Origin of the sequence: Saccharothrix sp. S26 (assembly GCF_021390395.1) — a bacterium.
Lineage (GTDB): Bacteria > Actinomycetota > Actinomycetes > Mycobacteriales > Pseudonocardiaceae > Actinosynnema.
The window spans coordinates 151,469-167,831 of record NZ_JAJUWT010000018.1 but is presented as its reverse complement, the minus strand read 5'-3'; the positions used below and the strand labels follow the sequence as shown (position 1 = coordinate 167,831).

Below are 16,363 nucleotides of genomic sequence, written 5' to 3'. Positions count from 1 at the left end.
GACGCCGCGTCGGGCGCACGCCCGCGATTTCCGATTTGGCGCGACGGGAACTTCGACCTCGCCGGTGCTCTGACACTCGAGCGTGAGGGGGTTCTCGGACGCGGATTACGTTGCCGGGTTCGACCGGCCCAGGGACGAGGTCACCCTCACCGTCCCGTCGAGCGCCGGTGGGCTGCACGACCTCACCATCCGCTACGCCACGCCGTACGGGCAGAAGGCGGCGCCCCTGTCGCTCAACGGTAGCCGCTCGGGTGATGTCACTTCCCCGGCGAACCTGGCATTGACCGAGATCCCGGCTGGGCGAGCGCGGCACCGCGGGCCGCGATGTCGACCACGTGCTCGCCTTCGACCGGCGCGGCGGCGTGGTGACGGTGGTGTGTCACCGGAACGCGCCGTCCGGTCTGATCGACCAACCAGGCAAGGAGTGGTGGCGTGGTTTCTGCACTGATGTGACGACGTTCGACCTGGCCGCCACAGGATGTTGTACGTGAACACGCAGCGGTCGCGTCAGGCGGCCGCCGAGCCGGGCGGCTCTCGCATCGCGAACCAGCCCACCGGTGTGCGGTTGGACCGGATCAGCGCGATCACCGGCCGAAAGTCGCGCCGAAGCCGAACATCGGCGCCTACGTCTGGACCAAGCCGCGGGGCGAGCCCGGATCAGTCCCAAGTAGACACGAACGCCATCTTCGGGGGCATGTTGGCCGTTGGTGAGCGTTTCGTACGTCGATTCGCGGTGCAGTCCCACCTCCGACGGTGATAACCGCCGTGCGGTGGTGGACATGGGTCGGGCCCGCCGGTGGATGACCGGCGGGCCCGAGTGGTTCGGTGGTGCGGCGTCAGCTGTGGGCGCGGTGGCTCCGCTTGGTGACGACGTGGTAGATGCCGAGCACGATCAGCGAGCCGAGGATGGCCAGCAGCCAGGTGCTCAGGTCGAAGAAGCTGCCGATGTCGGAGCCGAAGACGGCGCGGCCGATGAAGCCGCCGATGATGGCGCCGACGATGCCGAGCAGCATGGTGATGATGATGCCGCCCGGGTCCTTGCCGGGCATGATGGCCTTCGCGATGGCGCCGGCGATGAGACCCAGAACGATCCAACCCAGGATGCCCACGGTGCTTCCTTGTCCTCGTGCCACGCCGTCTTCCTGACGCGGCGTGATCGTTACAGGCACCGGGATGCCCAACTCTCGCCCAATTCACACCTGCGGTGGGCTTTTCGTCATGGGGGCGATGCCCGACCTCGGTCGGCACCCGGCGTACGGGGGGCGGGCGATCCGTCGACCGCGGCGCGCACGGCCGGCTGCACATGCCGAGACCCCACGACAGGACCTCCGGGCTCGGGCGACGGCTTCGTGCGGCGCAACGAACCTTCGCTGGGTGGGGAAGTCGTGGTGGGGTCGAGCCGGCCGGTCAGGCGAGTTGGCGGTCCACGAAGGACGGTGAGAGCGCGTACTTGACCACCATCTCGGCCGCGCCGAGGACACCGACGTCGTCACCCACCTGGGAGGGGGCGATGCGGAGGTTCTCGGTAGCGAGCGCCGGTAGATGGCCTCCCGCACTCCGGCGAGCAGCATCTCGCCGGCCGGCGCGAGGGCGCCACCGATGACGATCAGGGACGGGTTGAACGTGCTGACGCAGGAGGCGAGGACGTCACCGATGGTGCGGCCGGCTCGTCACACGAGCTGGCCGGCTTCGAGGTTGCCCACCCGTACCAGTGCGACGACATCGGCGCTGGTGTGGGCGTCGATCCCCTTGGCGCGCAGTGCGGCGGCGATGGCCGAGCCGCTGGTGACGGCTTCGAGGCAGCCGGTGTTGCCGCAGCGGCACGGCACGTCGCCCGCGTCCGGGGCGGCGATGTGGCCGAGGTCGCCGGCCGCGCCCATGGCGCCGCGGTGCAGCTCGCCGTTGCCGATGAACCCGGAACCTATGCCGGTGGCCACCTTGCCCACGATGACGTCGTCGGCGTCGGGGAAGCACTTGGTGTGCTCGCCCAGCGCCATGAGGTTGACCTCGTTGTCCACCAGGACCGCGGACGCCGAGCTCAGCGGTGACGTGCCCGGGGACGTCGTAGTCGTCCCACCCCGGCATGATCGGGGGTTTGTTCGGTCGCTCGGTCTTGTGCTCGACCAGGCCCGGCAGACCGATGCCGACGCCCGCTAGCTGCGTCGATTCCAGCCCGGCTTCGGTCAGCAACGCCTTCCCTGCCTCGATCAGCGCCGGCAGGACGACAGCGGGACCGTCGGCGACGTCCTGCTTGATGCGGCGCTGAGCGAGCGGCGAGCTGGTCAGGTCGGTCACCGCCGCGGTGGCGTGTGTGGCCCCCCACCTCGGCGGCGAGGACGACCCGCGCCCGTGGGTTGAACACGAAGCGGCCCGCCGGTCGATGCCTCGCTGGCCCCTTCTTGACCAAGCCGGCGTCCAGCAGGGCGTCCAACCTGTTCCGCACGGTCGACCGGGCGAGACCGGTCGCCGAAGTCAGTTCGGTGCGGGTGCGCGGCACGCCGTCGCGGAGCAGGCGCAGCAGCTCTCCAGGTGACGCGACGCCGAGGAAGGGGTCTTCGGTCACGCCTCGATTTAACCAGGAACGGACGACTTATGTACGTATGTCGCCAAAACCTAGCCGACTTTTGATTGACACCCGCCATTACCCCACTTACGGTTCGCCGCATGACTGTGACCCACCTAACTGACACGGCCGCGTGTGGTTGTACCGAGCCTCGGACCCTGCGGATCACCGTGGTGGGTACCGGCTTCATGGGTCGTGTGCACGCCGCGGCGGCGCGGCGCGCTGGAGCCGAAGTCGTCGCCGCGGTGGCCGGCACTGCGGACGGCGCGGCCGACGCCGCGGGGGGAGTCGGCGCGGAGCGCGGCTATGCCGACCTGCACGCGCTGCCGGCCGAGGCCGGGGCGGATGTGGTGCACGTGTGCACGCCCAACGCCCGGCATGCCGAGGCGGTCGACGTCGCGCCGGCCGCGGGTGCGCACGTGATCTGCGAGAAGCCGCCGGCCACCGGTGTCGCGGACGCCACGGCGCCGACCGGCGCGGCGGAGGCCGCCAGTCGGGTGGCGACGGTCCCGTTCGTCTGCCGGTTTCACCCGATGGTCCGCGAGTTGGACTGGGCCGACGTCGTCGCCGCCCTCGCCGAGGCCCGCTACACCGGGCCGCTGTGCGTCGAGTCGTTCACCGGCGAGAACGCGAGCATCGCGACCGCCGCGCCGACCCAGGACGCGCTCGCCACAGACGACCTGAGGTTCCTGAAGGAGGTGATCGGCACCCGCTGACCGCCCGTCACCCGAAACACACCGGCGCCGGCACGCCGGGCGGAACAGAAAGCGTGTGAAGAACAGTGAGAACTCACGTATTCCGCTTGCGCACCGTGTTCGTCCTGGTGCCTGCACTTGTCCGTGATCTCCTCGTCGCCGGGTTGCTGCCCGGTCACCGGGTCCGCCGTGACGGTCACGTGCGGCGCAGCGTCGACCGGCACGCCATTGCCGATGAACGTGAACGAGTCCTGCGTGAACTGGTTGGCCGGGCCGCGGAACACCGCGACCGGCTTCCTCGTGCCACCGGGGTCGGTGACCGCCACGTCGAGCGCGCCCCCGATCTCGCCCGGGGCGAGGCCCGGTTCAACCTGGAGCGCAGGGAGCTCGTGCTGCGCTGCGCGATGAACGTCGTGTCGCTCGACCCGACCCGCGTACGCGGCACCCGCGGCAGGTTGCCCGACCGGGTCGCGGACGGCCCGGTGCTGCTCCGCTCCGACTCGAACGTGCCGGACCGGGTGGACCGCACCGGTCGGATCGACGCCGCCAACGTCCGCGACCCGTTGCTCCAACTGCGACGTCTGTCCGCACCCGTGGAAGGGATCAACCGATGAGCCGACCGGTCACGCTGTTCACCGGCCAGTGGGCCGACCTGCCGTTCGAGGAGGTGTGCCGGCTGGCTTCCGGGTGGGGTTACGACGGGCTGGAGATCGCCTGCTCGGGTGACCACTTCGAGGTGGACAGGGCGTTGGCGGACGACGACTACGTGCCCGCGAAGCGGGCGGTGCTGGAGAAGTACGGGCTGGGCGTGTGGGCGATCTCGAACCACCTGGTCGGGCAGGCGGTGTGCGACGACCCGATCGACTTCCGCCACCAGGCAATCCTGCCCGCCCGGATCTGGGGTGACGGCTCGCCGGAGGGTGTGCGGGAGCGGGCGGCCGCGGAGATGGCCGACACGGCCCGCGCGGCGGCACGGCTGGGCGTGGGCACCGTGGTCGGGTTCACCGGCTCGTCGATCTGGAAGTACGTGGCGATGTTCCCGCCGGTGTCGCGGGAGGTGATCGACGAGGGGTACGCCGACTTCGCCCGCCGGTGGAACCCGATCCTGGACGTGTTCGACGAGGTGGGGGTGCGGTTCGCGCACGAGGTGCACCCGTCGGAGATCGCGTACGACTACTGGACGACGCGGCGGGCGCTGGCCGCGGTGGGCGACCGGCCGGCGTTCGGCCTGAACTGGGACCCGTCGCACTTCGTGTGGCAGGACCTGGACCCGGTCGGGTTCATCCTCGACTTCGCCGACCGGATCTACCACGTGGACTGCAAGGACACGAAGAAGCGGTTCGACGGGCGCAACGGCCGGCTGGGGTCGCACCTGGCGTGGGCGGACCCGCGGCGCGGCTGGGACTTCGTCTCCACCGGGCACGGTGACGTGCCGTGGGAGGAGTCGTTCCGGGCGTTGAACGCGATCGGCTACACCGGGCCCGTCTCGGTGGAGTGGGAGGACGCCGGCATGGACCGGCTGCGCGGCGCGGAGGAGGCGGTCGGGTTCATCCGGCGGCACCTGTTCGACCCGCCCGCGGCCTCGTTCGACGCCGCGTTCTCCCGCCGCGAGGATGGCTGAACTCTCTCTGTTACGGCGCTGTGCCAAGCGTGGGGTAGTAGCGAAAGGATGACAGGCCGGTGAGCGTCGGAGACGAGCCCACCCCGCAGACGCGGAAGCTCCTGCTCCTCATGGCGGCCGGAGCGACCGACCGGGCGATAGCGCGGGAACTCGGGGTGAGCGAACGCACGATCTGCCGCAGGATCGCGCTCTTGCAGCTCAAGCTCGGCGTGCGTACCCGGTTCCAGCTGGGTGTCCTTGCCGCGTCCAAGCGCTGGTTGTGAGTAGCGGTTCGCCCGTCGAAATGGGGAAAAGGGGTCGCGACGCCAGTGGTGTCGCGACCCCTTCTCCGCGCAGAGCACTGTGAGGCGGACTCCTCAGCGCCGTTGACTGCCTTCCGGCTCGCTGTCGAGCGGGACCGTGCCGGAGTCGCCCCCGGACGGAAGCTGCACGTGGACGTGCCCGTTACCGGCGTTGACGTTGATCACGTCGAGTTGCAGCGCCGCCACCGACCAGGTCTGCAGCGCCAGGTCGCGCTGGTGCCCTGCCAGGGTGACGAGGTCGCCGCCGAGCGGCCCGGCCGCCGCGGCCGCGGCCGCGAAGCCGTCGGCAGCCGTGGCGAGCTGGCGTACGGCGGTCCGCATCGCGGTCCTGGCGACGTTCACGCCGTTGCCCGACGACGGCGTCTCCTCGTACCGCTTCACCTCGGCGGACAGCACTGCCCGCCAACCGTTGACCTCCGCCGCGGCGAGCGGGCCCCTGGGGGTGTCACCGCTGAGCGGAGCCGCCTTCGCCATCGCCTGCAACACCGGGGTCAGGCGGTCCGCGCTGCCCCGCGCCAACTCGTTCAGCTGCCCGATCAGCTCGACGTCCCGCTGGGCTTCCGCTGCTCCAGCTCGGCGATGCGGCGCTCGGTCGCGTCCGGGCCGGAAGTCAACGTCCCGAGCACGAAGGCGAGCGCGAAGCCGAGCAGGAAGACGGTGATCAGTCCGGTGAGGCGTGGTGCCCGTGACGCTGACCGCGGGCTCCGGGGTTTGGTCTTGGCCATGCGTTCCTCCTCGGCAGAAGGTGAGCGGAGCGGGGTGGTGGCACCGGCCGGTGCCACCACCCCTGTCGGCGCTAGGACAAGGTCCACCGCTGGTTCGGACCGCCGTGGCACCACCATGTGATCAGCGCTGTGCCGTCCGCCGAACTGCCTCCGGAGGCGTCGAGGCACATGCCGTTGTTGCGGATCGTGCCGTCCGACTCCACGGACCAGTTCTGCGTGGCCGCCCCGTTGCAAGTGCGCAACTGGACAGCGGTCCCCGCACCGGCGGAGGTGCCGTTGAGGTCCATGCACTTGCCGAGCGTGCGGATCGTGCTGCCCTCCACGGTCCACTTCTGGTAACCGTGGCCGGCACACGGCCACAGCTGCACGGCGGTACCGTCGGCGGAGCTGCCCTGGTTGGGTGTGACGCACTTGTCACCGGTGCCGGTGATCTGCTTCCCGGCGGCGGTGCCGTCCGACGCCACACCCGCACCGATGAAGGTCATCGAGTCGACGTCGAACGAGTTGTTCGTGCTCGACTTGAACACCATGAACAGTTCGATCGTGCCGCTCGGCCTGGTCACGTTCACCGCGGGCCGGCTCACGTAGTTGTCCCAGCCACCCGTGCTGCCAACCGGTGCCGAGGCGATCAAAGCCCCCGTCGGCGAGCCGGCGCGCAGCTCGATCGTGCCACCGCCGGACGGCGAGGACACCCGGAACGACACCTGGTCGATCCCGGCGAAGTTGTACGTGCGGTAGGAGACCCAGTCGTTGTTGCTGATGTCGCCGATCCGGCCGTCGGCTTCGGCGTCGGGTTGCGACACCACCCGCACACCGGACGAGCCCGTGAAGAACTCGGCCTGCTTGTGCTTGGGCTGCAACAGCACCTGCGCACGACCTGTCAGCCCCGTGCCACCCGACACCCCGTTGTCGGTGTAGGTCGCGTCCGCCACGTAGAACGAGTTGCCCTCGGCGTGCGCGCTGTCGGTCTGCGGGTTGAGCACACCCGAGCAGCCGGCGATCGAGGTGATCGGGTGAGCGTGCTCGTCGTGGCCCAGGGCGGGCGTCGTGGTCACCCGGCTGCAGTCGATCGTGCCGTCCTCGGGGTCGGTCACCGACACCGAGTAGGGGATCTTGTCGTTCCAGCCGAACATCCCGCCGTGCGCCGGAGCGGTGAACGTCACCGTGGGCGCGGTGTTGCCGACCGTCACCGACACGTTGGCGACACCGGTCTTGCCGGTCGGGTCGGTCACGGTGAGCTGGGCGTTGTAGTTCCCCCGCGCGGTGTAGGTGTGCTCGGGGTTGGCTGCGGTGGACGTGCCGCCGTCGCCGAACGTCCACTGGTAGCTGAGCTGGCCGCCCTCCGGGTCGTAGGTGCCTGAGCTGGAGAACTTCACGGTCAGCGGCACGCCACCGGTGGAGGGCGTGGCGGACGCCTTGACGATCGGGCTGCGCTCACCGGAGCGGTAGTCGATTCGGTACAGCCCGGAGTCGGTGTTGTCGCGGCCGAAGCCGCTGCCCCACTCCAGCAGGTACATCGAGCCGTCCGGACCGAACTTGGCGTCCATAGGGGACTTGAAGCTCTGGTTCGACAAGAACTTGTTGATCTTCAACAGCTTCCCGGACGAGTCGAGCCGGAACTCGAACATCGTGCCGCGCGCCCACTCGCCGAAGAACGGCGTCTGGTCGAAGTACGCGGGGAACTTGGTCTCCGACGGGTTGTTCGCGTTGTAGCGGTAGATCGGGAACGCCATCGGCGTCTCGCCGCCGTCACCCAGCTCGGGGAACTTGTTGCCCTCCGAGACGCTGTTGCCGTACCAGACGTCCGCGGCGCGCGGCGCGGGCAGGCTGGTCAGGCCGGTGTTGTTGGGGGAGTTGTTCGTGGGGTTGGCGCAGTCGAACTTGGCGCCCGAGGTGCTGGTGGCGAAGTCGTAGTCGTTGAACGGGGTGTTGTTGCCGATGCAGTACGGCCAGCCGTAGTTGCCCGGCGAGGTGATCACGTTCCACTCCACCAACCCGCCGGGGCCGCGGCTCGAGTTGTCCGAGCCCGCGTCCGGGCCGTAGTCGGCGGCGTGGATCACGCCGGTGGTGGGGTGCACGCTGAACCGGAACGGGTTGCGGAAGCCCATCGCGTAGATCTCGGGCTTGGTCTTGGCCGTGCCGGGTGCGAACAGGTTGCCGGACGGCACGGTGTAGGTGCCGTCGGTCTCCGGGTGGATGCGCAGGATCTTGCCGCGCAGGTCGTTGGTGTTGGCCGAGGTGCCCTGCGCGTCGTACCGGGCCCGGCCCGAGCGCTCGTCGATCGGCGCGTAGCCGTCGGACGAGAACGGGTTCACGTCGTCGCCGGTGCCGATGTAGAGGTTGCCGTTCGGGCCGAAGGCGATGTAACCGCCGGTGTGCTCCGGTTCGACCTGCCGCGAGGACGGCACGGTCAGCACCACCTTCTCAGTGGCGAGGTCGAGCGTGTCGCCGTTGACGTTGAACCGGGAAACCCTGGCGATCTGCTCGGTGCCGGGAGGCGCGTACATCAGGTAGACCCACTTGGTGGTGGCGAAGTTCGGGTCGAGCGCCAGGCCGGTCAGGCCGTCCTCCCCGCCGGTGTAGACGCTCAGCGTCGCGGCGGTGACCGTGGCGCGCGTGTCCGGCTTGTAGACCTTCACCTTGCCGCCGTACTCGGCGTAGAACACCCGTCCGTCAGGGGCCACGTCGAGCGCGGCCGGTCCGACCGTGTTGCCGTCCAGCTCGGTCTTCTCGAAGCTGGACCACACCGTCGGGCCGCAGTCGGCGGCTACCTTGGCGCCCGCCGACTCCACGCCGCCCGCGATGTGCGAGCGGAACAGCGGCTCGGAGTAGCTCGACGCCTGGTGCCCCATCGCCGTGGACCAGAGGCGACCGCCCTCGAAGTTGCGGCACCACGAGATCGGGTGGTCGGCCCCCATCCTCGCCCAACCGGCGTCGTACGTCGTCTCGTCGGCCGTCACCAGCACGTGCACGTCACCGCGGGCGTTGCGATCGAAGTTGTACCACTCCTCGGTGCGGTTCCACCGCTCCGGAAGTCCCTGCCCGGACGGGTGAACCCGGTCGGCGACCTTGGCGGTGCCCGGCACGATCGCCGAGTGCGCCGTCATGCTCATGCCGAGCATCTGGTCCCACCACGGGAAGTCCTGCTCGATGTTCATGTCCGTCGCGTTGTGGATCGCCACCACACCACCGCCACCGCGGACGTACTTCTGCATCGCGGCGCGCTGGGCGTCGTTGTCCCACACCATGCCCGAGGTCTGGAACATGACCACGACGTCGAACGTCGCCAGCGTGGCGTCGTTGAAGATCGTGGAGTCCTCGCTCTTGGTGAGCTCCCAGTGCCGGCCGGCAGCGAGCTCCTCGAACATCGCGATGCCCGCGGGGATCGAGTCGTGGCGGTACGCCCCGGCCGCGGTCTTGCTGAAGACCAGGACGTGGAACCCCTCTGGATGCGCCGATGCGACCGGCACCGTGAACCCTATTACCAAAAGTGAAGCTATCACTACCGAGTGTAGGTGCCTCAGGGCGTGTCGCATTGCCGTCTCTCCTTCGAGGGGCGATCACCGATAGGGCATCTGACGTGCGTGCAATCGGCTGGATCGACGACTCGTGCCGGCGAGCGCGTCGGGTCAGACCGTCCACAACTCGGTGCGAGGTGCCCGACGTCGATGTCCCGCACGGTGAACGTAGGTGAGAGATATGGCGGGGTCAACGCAAAAGTCTGCACATAGTTGGCGGAGATACGCCAAGGTTCCGCCAGAACTGCGCTGTTCGGCGCAACCCGTTGGTGTGCCGGGATGTCGAGGGGTGCGCACACCGGCATCGACGTGGGCTTGCCCTTGACCGCCCGTTGGAGTCCGCCCTATCGTCGGATACTAAATTTCTGAGGCGTACAAACTATCCCGCCCTGTTGATGCAGATGGCCGCCTGTCGAGTGCTTCTGTCTGGGAGCGCTCCCAGACCGGCTGGGTGGTCGCGGCATCGCGGCCGGCTGATGGATCAGTGCTCAAGGACGAGTACCTAAGGACGTGTTCATGCGTATCCCACATCCCCGGCAGCGATCCGCATCCGACGCGCGGCGCGGGCGGCTGATGGTCGCCACGGTCGTGGCGTTCGCCCTGCTCGCGATGGCGTTGCCTCTGGTGATCGCGTCTTCCGCAGGGCGAGCCGCGTTAGCCGCCCCGGTCCAGCCGTACACCTTCAAGAACGTCGAGATCGGGGGCGGCGGATTCGTCTCCGGGATCGTGTTCAACGAAGGCGCCAAGGACGTCGTCTACGCCCGCACCGACATCGGCGGCGCGTACCGGTGGAACCAGTCCACCGGCCGGTGGGAACCCATGCTGGACTGGGTGGGCGCGGATCGGTGGGGCTACACGGGCGTCGCCGCGCTGGCGGCCGACCCGGTCGACACCGACCGGGTGTACGCCGCGGTCGGTACCTACACCAACTCCTGGGATGGCAACGGCGCGGTGCTGCGCTCCAGGGACCGCGGCCGGACGTGGGAAACCACGCCGTTGCCGTTCAAGTTGGGTGGCAACATGCCGGGTCGGGGCATCGGCGAACGCCTGGTCGTCGACCCGAACGACAACAGGGTGCTCTACCTTGCCGCGCCGAGCGGTCGTGGCCTGTGGCGCAGCACGGACTACGGCGTGACCTGGGCGCAGGTCACGAGTTTTCCCAACGCGGGCGACTACGTGCCGAATCCGTCGGCGGCGCCTGACAGCCCCGACGCGCAGAACTTCGGTCTGCTGTGGATCGCGTTCGACAAGCGGACCGGCGGGGCGGGTGTGGCGACGCGTGACGTCTACGTCGGCGTGGCGGACAAGCAGAACATGCTGTACCGCTCCAGTGATGGTGGCGCGAGCTGGACGCGCGTGGCAGGCCAGCCGACCGGCTTCCTGCCGCACCGGTCGGTGTTCGACCCGGTCAACGGCTACCTGTACCTCGCGACCAGCGACACCGGGGGACCCAACGACGGTGGCAAGGGCGATGTCTGGCGGTATGACCCCGCCTCCGGCGTGTGGACCAACATCAGCCCCGTACCGTCGTCCAGCGGCGACAACACCTGGGGTTACAGCGGCCTGACCATCGACCGGCAGAACCCCGGCACCCTCATGGTGACGACCCAGGTCCAGTGGTGGCCGGACATCAACATCTTCCGCAGCACCGACGGCGGCGCGACGTGGACCCGCATCTGGGACTGGGGCACCTACCCGGAGCGCACGACGCGGTACACGATGGACATCTCGTCGGTGCCGTGGATGGACTGGGGAACCAGCGGCGAACCCCCGGTCAGCTCGCCGAAGCTGGGCTGGTGGGCCGAGTCCATGCAGATCGACCCCTTCGACTCCGACCGGCTCCTCTACGGCACGGGCGCCACGATCTTCGGCACCACGAACCTCACCACCTGGGACACCGGCGGCAAGATCACGATCAGGCCCGTGGTGGCCGGCCTGGAGGAGACCTCGGTCGGCGACCTGATGAGCCCGCCGCAAGGCGCGCCGCTGTTCAGCGGCGTCGGCGACATCGGTGGCTTCCGGCACGACGACCTCGGCCGGGTTCCGGCCGCGATGTACGCGGGGCCGCAGATGAACGCGGTCCTGTCACTGGACTACGCGGCGCTCAAGCCCGCCGTGATCGCCCGTTCGGGCCGCCCGTCCGCCGGGACCACCCACCTCGCCGTCTCCACCGACGGCGGCGCGACGTGGACGCCCGCGGCCACGCAGCCGCCGGGCACCAGCGGCCCCGGCGGGAACGGTGCCGGGATCGCCGTCGGCGCGACCGGCGACCGGCTGGTGTGGGCGCCGACCACCGCGCCGGTCAGCTACAGCACCGACCTGGGCGCGAGCTGGACCCCAGCATCGGGCATCCCGTCCGAAGCGCACGTCGAGGCCGACCGGGTCAACCCTCGGAAGTTCTACGCCTGGTCCGGTGACCGCTTCTTCGTCAGCACCGACGGCGGTGCGTCGTTCACCCAGACCGCGGCCGTGCCCGGCGCCGAAGACCTGAAGGCCATGCCCGGCCGTGAGGGCGAGGTGTGGGTGGTCGGCGGCGGTGGCGTGTTCCGGACGACCGACTCGGGCGTCACCTTCACGAAGGTGCAGGCGGCGTCGTACGCCAAGTCCGTCGGCTTCGGCAAGCCCGCGGCCGGCCAGTCCACCGCCACGGTGTTCCTCGGCGGCGGCAACGTCGACGGGGTGCACGGCGTCTACCGCTCGGACGACGGCGGAGGCAGCTGGGTGCGGGTCAACGACGACCGCAACCAGTGGGGCGACTCGGGCGAGGCGATCACCGGCGACCCGCGGGTCTACGGCCGGTTCTACCTCGGAACCAACGGTCGCGGCGTGATAGTTGGCGATATCGCGGCCACCACCACTACGACCACCACCACGACCTCAACCACCACGACCACGACCACGCCGGGAGGAGCGCCTTGCTCCGCCGTCTATCGCCTGGTCAACTCCTGGCCGGACGGGTTCCAGGGCGAGGTCACCGTCACCGCAGGGGCACGCGACATCCGTTCCTGGACCGTGACCTGGACCTACGCCGACGGCCAGCGGATCACGCACTTGTGGAGCGGCACCCTGGTCGGCGGCGGGCCGAACGTCACCGTCCGCAACACCGGCTGGAACGGCAACCTCGCCTCGAACACCTCGGCCACGTTCGGCTTCACCGCGAGCCGGGTCGGCGCCAACCCCGCACCGACCAACCTCACCTGCACGACCGGCTAATCGTACTGAGCACTGCACGCTGCCGTGGAGAGAACTGACCTGTTCGGTTCTCTCCACGGCGCACCGTTGTCGGGCCCCGGTGCTCGACGGCAGGGAAGTGTTCGCACCAAAGCGGGGGAGCAGCTCCTCCAAGGCGGCCAGCGCTCCGGCGGCGTCGCCTTCCGTCCCTAGCAGGTAGGCAATCACAAGGCGGGTGGTCAGTGTGTCGGGGTGGTCTTGACCGAGTACGCGGAGTACGTCGCCACTTGAGCCAACGCCAGCGGCAAACTCCCGAGCGCGGCGACCAGTTCGGTCGCCCCCTCCAGCAAGAGCGTGCGGTCACCCACGACACCCGTCAGCTACGCCCGCGCCTCGTCCTCGGCGAACGTCCCCACGTCGATGAAGTAGCGGCCGTGCCCGCGCAGTGGCGGATCGGTGCTGCACCGCCGGCCGCCGACGCGGCCCCGGCGCGGGAACCGCAAAGGGGATGCCGGGTGCCGGTTCCCGGCCGGCACCCGGCAAGAATCGCGCCGCTCCCGGAGCGACGGTCGGTCGTCAGACGACGCTGGGCCAGCCGGCCGCGTCGTAGACCAGGCGGTTGATGCCCAGGAGGGACGCGCCGTTGTCGGCGTAGTAGTGGTAGAACAGCACGTGCTCGTCGGTGTCGGCGAGCACCGCCTGGTGACCGGGGCCGTGGATGCTCCCGTGACCGGCCAGGACCTGGGTGCCGCCGCCGGACATCATGGGTACGCCGTTGCGGTCGACGTAGGGGCCGGTGACGCTGGTGGAGCGGCCGACCATGATCCGGTAGGTGCTCGACGCGCCGCGGCAGCACAGGTCCCATGAGACGTACTGGTAGTAATAGTTGCCGTACTTGACGATGAACGGCGCCTCGATCGCGGTGCCGCTGCTGCGGTTGGCGATGCCCGTGATCGCGGTGCCCAGCCGCAGACCGGTGTTCGGGTCGAGCTGGATCAGCTTGATCCCCGACCAGAACGAGCCGAAGTCGAGCCACCAGCGGCCCTGGTCGTCGATGATCAGGTTCGGGTCGATGGCGTTGAAGTTGTCGCTGGTGCGCGACTCGATGACCAGGCCGCGGTGGGTCCACGTGCCGGAGTTGCCGCTGGGGCTGGTGGCCAGGAAGATCGCCGACCGGTTCGAGCCGAACGTCGAGGCCGAGTAGTACAGGTAGTACTGCCCGTTGCGGTAGGTCAGGTCCGGCGCCCACAGGTGGCGGCCGTTGTTGGTGTACGTGTTCGCCCACGGCGTCCCACCGGGGAAGGCCGCGCCCGCGTTGCGGAATGCGATCCGGTCGGCTGAGGTCTTGAGCCCGATGCCGTCGCCGGTGTTCGCCACCAGGTAGCTGCCGTCCGGCCGCTTGACCACGGCCGGGTCGTGCACACCGATGTCACCGGTGACCAGGCCCGGGTACGGGTAGCCGCCAGTGGAGCCGGTGGACCAGCGCTGGTTGGCCGCACCGGTGCAGGTCCACAGGACCACCCTGCTGCCGTTGGCGGTGCCGTGGTTGTACACGTCCAGGCACAGGTTGGACTGGGTGGCGGTGATGGAGCCGTCGCCGTTGCGGCGGAACTTCTGGTTCGCGCCACCGGTGCAGGTCCAGATCACCAACCTCGTACCTGGTGCGGTGCCGAAGTTGTAGGCGTCCAGGCAGCGCGTGTCGTCGAAGGTGCGCAGTTCACCCGCCGCGGTGAGGTTCCAACCTTGGTTGGCCTGCCCGTTGCAGTCCCAGATGCCCACCTCCGTGCCCGGCGTGGCGTCGTTGCCCACCACGTCCAGGCACCGCCCGGACCCGACCCCGACAAGAGGTGGCCCGATCACGGCGGACGCGGCGGGTGCGGTGATCAGCGCCGACAGCAGCGCGGCCACCAGGAAGAGGGCTCCGGTGAGCCCGGTACGAGCGGTCGACATGGGGTGCCTCCGTTGGCATCCGAGTCCTGTTATCGCTAACAATCGAGGGTTGCGCGGGTCGCCTGACTGTCGAAGGGGGGCGATGCCGCTGGGAGCGCTCGCAGAAGCAGGCGAGGTTCTGCCCCGAGACGGTTCTTGGTGCGTTCATCGCTGCCGACGATCCCGAAGCAGGCGGTTCTGGCTCCGATTTCCCGGCCGGAGCCGTACTCCGCCTCCTCGTGGGTAAGGCGCAGCATGCCTATCGTCGGACGCCGGACCGGCGCACCAAAGCGTTCGGTGGGCACGATAACGCAGGTTTTTCGTGCCTGGCAAGGGCGGTAGGACTGGCGAACGTTCGTATGTGAGCGTTAACAATCTCTGTCTGCGCACGTCCGTGCACGTCGGTGATCCGCACCATGTGGGGATGGTTCGGCTCCGCCGGCCTGCACCGACCGAACTCGTGGTCGGCTCGGGAAGGTATCGGCGCCCATCGTCCGCGACCGTCCTCGCCACGACCGTCGCCTCGTGCCGGGCGCCCTCTCGCTCGCCCGGGTTGATCACCGCCACCCGAGGCGCTGGAGGAATTGACGGGGGCAGAACCGCCGCAGACCTCGAGATCTCGTTGTCGCGCTGGAGTTCTGCCGGCCTCCGCGGGCAACGCGGTCCTCGTCGAAGTGGGGGTCGCTCCCTTCCGCATTGAGCCTTGACGGGTGAGAGGTCCGGCTGCATACTCGCTTAACCTCCAGTTAATCGATTAAACGAGCCGGAGACCCAGGAAGGGGTGCCGCGATGGTCCGCGTTCGGATGGCCGATGTGGCGGCCCGCGCCGGCGTCTCCACGGCGACGGTGTCGATGGTCCTCAGCGGGGGGAAAGGGAAGCGCATCTCACCGGAGACCCAGCAGCGGGTGCGCGAGGCGGCCGAGGCGGTCGGCTACCGGACGAACTCGGTGGCCCGCAGCCTGCGGACGCAGCAGACCCGCATGGTGGGCCTCATCTCCGACACCATAGCCAGCACGCCGTACGCCGGGCGGATGCTGGCCGGGGCCAACGACGTGGCGCGCGAGCAGGGGCACCTGGTGGTCCTCGTGGACACCGAACGTGATGTCGAGGCCGAGCGCCTGGCTCTGCACGCCTTGACCGGTCAGCAGGTCGACGCCCTCATCTACGCGTGCATGTGGCACCGCGTCGTCGAGGTGCCGTCGGGCCTGCCCGAGGACGCCGTCCTGCTCGACTGCGCTCCGGCGACGGGTGCCCGGGCGGCGGTCGTGCCGGACGAGCGGGCCGGTGGGGCGGCCGCGGTGCGGGAGCTGGTGGCCGCCGGGCATCGCCGGATCGCTTTCCTGGACGCGGAGGAGCGGTTCGGCCTGGTCGCTTCGCGGCTGCGGTACGAGGGCTACCTCCAAGTACTGGCGGAGGCCGGGATCGAGCCCGATCCGGCCTTGCACGTCCGCGCGGAACCCGTGGCGGGCGGTGGGCGGGAGGCGGCCGGCCGATTGCTGGACCTGTCTGCTGAACGGCGGCCCACGGCGATGTTCTGCTTCAACGACCGCATGGCGATGGGCGCCTATGCGGCGGCGCACCGTCGCGAGCTTTCGATTCCCGACGATCTGTCGATCGTCGGCTACGACGACCAGCAGCTGATCGCGGCGGAGCTCGACCCTCCGCTGACGACGATCGCGTTGCCGCACTACGAAATGGGGCGGTGGGCGATGGAGGTGGCGCTCGGGGTTCGGCAGGCGGACCCGGCGGTGCCGCACCTCATGCCGTGCCCGATCATCCGACGGGCCTCGGTGGGCCCGCCGCCGGCGCAGTTTGGCGACTGACGGCCGACGGCGGAA

Annotated in this window: 15 protein-coding genes and 1 pseudogene; 8 read left to right on the top strand and 8 right to left on the bottom strand. The window is 69.4% G+C overall.

Translation table 11 applies throughout. From position 1 onward, the window contains the following. Nucleotides 1–82: 82 nt before the first annotated feature. Nucleotides 83–235, top strand: a pseudogene (locus LZG04_RS43100) (CBM35 domain-containing protein); the annotation flags it as partial. Nucleotides 236–296: 61 nt separating this feature from the next. Continuing rightward, nucleotides 297–491, top strand: coding sequence for a glycosyl hydrolase (locus tag LZG04_RS27710; protein WP_267938136.1), 195 nt, complete (start codon nucleotides 297–299; stop codon nucleotides 489–491). Nucleotides 492–836: 345 nt separating this feature from the next. Here LZG04_RS27710 and LZG04_RS27705 read toward each other — a convergent pair whose 3' ends face one another. The 3 genes from LZG04_RS27705 to LZG04_RS43095 form a co-directional block, all read right to left on the bottom strand. Further along, nucleotides 837–1,109 (bottom strand): GlsB/YeaQ/YmgE family stress response membrane protein, encoded by a 273-nt coding sequence (locus LZG04_RS27705; RefSeq protein WP_233817348.1) that lies wholly within the window; start codon nucleotides 1,107–1,109, stop codon nucleotides 837–839. A gap of 561 nt (nucleotides 1,110–1,670) precedes the next feature. Continuing rightward, the gene (locus LZG04_RS27700; RefSeq protein WP_233822217.1) at nucleotides 1,671–2,018 is read right to left on the bottom strand and encodes an ROK family protein; all 348 of its coding nucleotides are present in this window, start codon (nucleotides 2,016–2,018) and stop codon (nucleotides 1,671–1,673) included. Between the two features lie 20 nt (nucleotides 2,019–2,038). Beyond that, a complete protein-coding gene (locus LZG04_RS43095; RefSeq protein ID WP_374202897.1) occupies nucleotides 2,039–2,563 on the bottom strand; it encodes a helix-turn-helix domain-containing protein in 525 nt (174 codons plus the stop codon). 101 nt (nucleotides 2,564–2,664) lie between these two features. On the opposite strand from LZG04_RS43095, the gene LZG04_RS27695 reads away from it, so the two are divergent. The 4 genes from LZG04_RS27695 to LZG04_RS27680 all read left to right on the top strand — a co-directional run bounded on the left by LZG04_RS27695 (nucleotide 2,665) and on the right by LZG04_RS27680 (nucleotide 5,142). Continuing rightward, nucleotides 2,665–3,279 (top strand): Gfo/Idh/MocA family protein, encoded by a 615-nt coding sequence (locus tag LZG04_RS27695; protein WP_233822215.1) that lies wholly within the window; start codon nucleotides 2,665–2,667, stop codon nucleotides 3,277–3,279. A gap of 107 nt (nucleotides 3,280–3,386) precedes the next feature. Next, nucleotides 3,387–3,872 (top strand): hypothetical protein, encoded by a 486-nt coding sequence (locus tag LZG04_RS27690; RefSeq protein WP_233822213.1) that lies wholly within the window; start codon nucleotides 3,387–3,389, stop codon nucleotides 3,870–3,872. Further along, a complete protein-coding gene (locus tag LZG04_RS27685; RefSeq protein WP_233822211.1) occupies nucleotides 3,869–4,879 on the top strand; it encodes a sugar phosphate isomerase/epimerase in 1,011 nt (336 codons plus the stop codon). Before LZG04_RS27690 ends, LZG04_RS27685 begins: the two co-directional genes overlap by 4 nt. A gap of 59 nt (nucleotides 4,880–4,938) precedes the next feature. Continuing rightward, nucleotides 4,939–5,142, top strand: a complete 204-nt coding sequence (locus tag LZG04_RS27680; protein ID WP_233822209.1) for a response regulator transcription factor — start codon at nucleotides 4,939–4,941, stop codon at nucleotides 5,140–5,142. A 93-nt stretch (nucleotides 5,143–5,235) separates the two neighbouring features. On the opposite strand, the gene LZG04_RS27675 is transcribed toward LZG04_RS27680, so the two are convergent. From LZG04_RS27675 to LZG04_RS27665, 3 genes are all read right to left on the bottom strand, one after another. Then, complete coding sequence (locus tag LZG04_RS27675; RefSeq protein WP_233822206.1) at nucleotides 5,236–5,700, bottom strand: hypothetical protein; 465 nt, start codon at nucleotides 5,698–5,700, stop codon at nucleotides 5,236–5,238. A 17-nt stretch (nucleotides 5,701–5,717) separates the two neighbouring features. After that, nucleotides 5,718–5,906, bottom strand: coding sequence for a hypothetical protein (locus tag LZG04_RS27670; protein WP_233822205.1), 189 nt, complete (start codon nucleotides 5,904–5,906; stop codon nucleotides 5,718–5,720). A gap of 71 nt (nucleotides 5,907–5,977) precedes the next feature. Continuing rightward, the gene (locus LZG04_RS27665; RefSeq protein WP_233822202.1) at nucleotides 5,978–9,376 is read right to left on the bottom strand and encodes a ThuA domain-containing protein; all 3,399 of its coding nucleotides are present in this window, start codon (nucleotides 9,374–9,376) and stop codon (nucleotides 5,978–5,980) included. A 564-nt stretch (nucleotides 9,377–9,940) separates the two neighbouring features. Here LZG04_RS27665 and LZG04_RS27660 point away from each other — a divergent pair. Beyond that, on the top strand, nucleotides 9,941–12,637 hold the full coding sequence (locus LZG04_RS27660) for a cellulose binding domain-containing protein (RefSeq protein WP_233822200.1): 2,697 nt from the start codon (nucleotides 9,941–9,943) through the stop codon (nucleotides 12,635–12,637). 338 nt (nucleotides 12,638–12,975) lie between these two features. Here LZG04_RS27660 and LZG04_RS27655 read toward each other — a convergent pair whose 3' ends face one another. Both LZG04_RS27655 and LZG04_RS27650 read right to left on the bottom strand, forming a co-directional pair. Next, the gene (locus LZG04_RS27655) at nucleotides 12,976–13,131 is read right to left on the bottom strand and encodes a hypothetical protein (RefSeq protein ID WP_233822198.1); all 156 of its coding nucleotides are present in this window, start codon (nucleotides 13,129–13,131) and stop codon (nucleotides 12,976–12,978) included. Between the two features lie 40 nt (nucleotides 13,132–13,171). After that, nucleotides 13,172–14,545, bottom strand: coding sequence for a family 43 glycosylhydrolase (locus tag LZG04_RS27650; RefSeq protein ID WP_233822196.1), 1,374 nt, complete (start codon nucleotides 14,543–14,545; stop codon nucleotides 13,172–13,174). Between the two features lie 768 nt (nucleotides 14,546–15,313). On the opposite strand from LZG04_RS27650, the gene LZG04_RS27645 reads away from it, so the two are divergent. Further along, nucleotides 15,314–16,348, top strand: coding sequence for a LacI family DNA-binding transcriptional regulator (locus LZG04_RS27645; RefSeq protein ID WP_233822194.1), 1,035 nt, complete (start codon nucleotides 15,314–15,316; stop codon nucleotides 16,346–16,348). The last annotated feature ends 15 nt before the right edge of the window (nucleotides 16,349–16,363 follow it).

Excerpts from the sequence above, each read along its gene's own strand:
- LZG04_RS27660 (WP_233822200.1), top strand. The coding sequence starts at position 9,941 with ATGCGTATCCCACATCCCCGGCAGCGATCCGCATCCGACGCGCGGCGC.
- LZG04_RS27670 (WP_233822205.1), bottom strand. The coding sequence starts at position 5,906 with ATGGCCAAGACCAAACCCCGGAGCCCGCGGTCAGCGTCACGGGCACCA.
- LZG04_RS27695 (WP_233822215.1), top strand. The coding sequence starts at position 2,665 with ATGACTGTGACCCACCTAACTGACACGGCCGCGTGTGGTTGTACCGAG.
- LZG04_RS27645 (WP_233822194.1), top strand. The coding sequence starts at position 15,314 with ATGGTCCGCGTTCGGATGGCCGATGTGGCGGCCCGCGCCGGCGTCTCC.
- LZG04_RS27650 (WP_233822196.1), bottom strand. The coding sequence starts at position 14,545 with ATGTCGACCGCTCGTACCGGGCTCACCGGAGCCCTCTTCCTGGTGGCC.
- LZG04_RS27685 (WP_233822211.1), top strand. The coding sequence starts at position 3,869 with ATGAGCCGACCGGTCACGCTGTTCACCGGCCAGTGGGCCGACCTGCCG.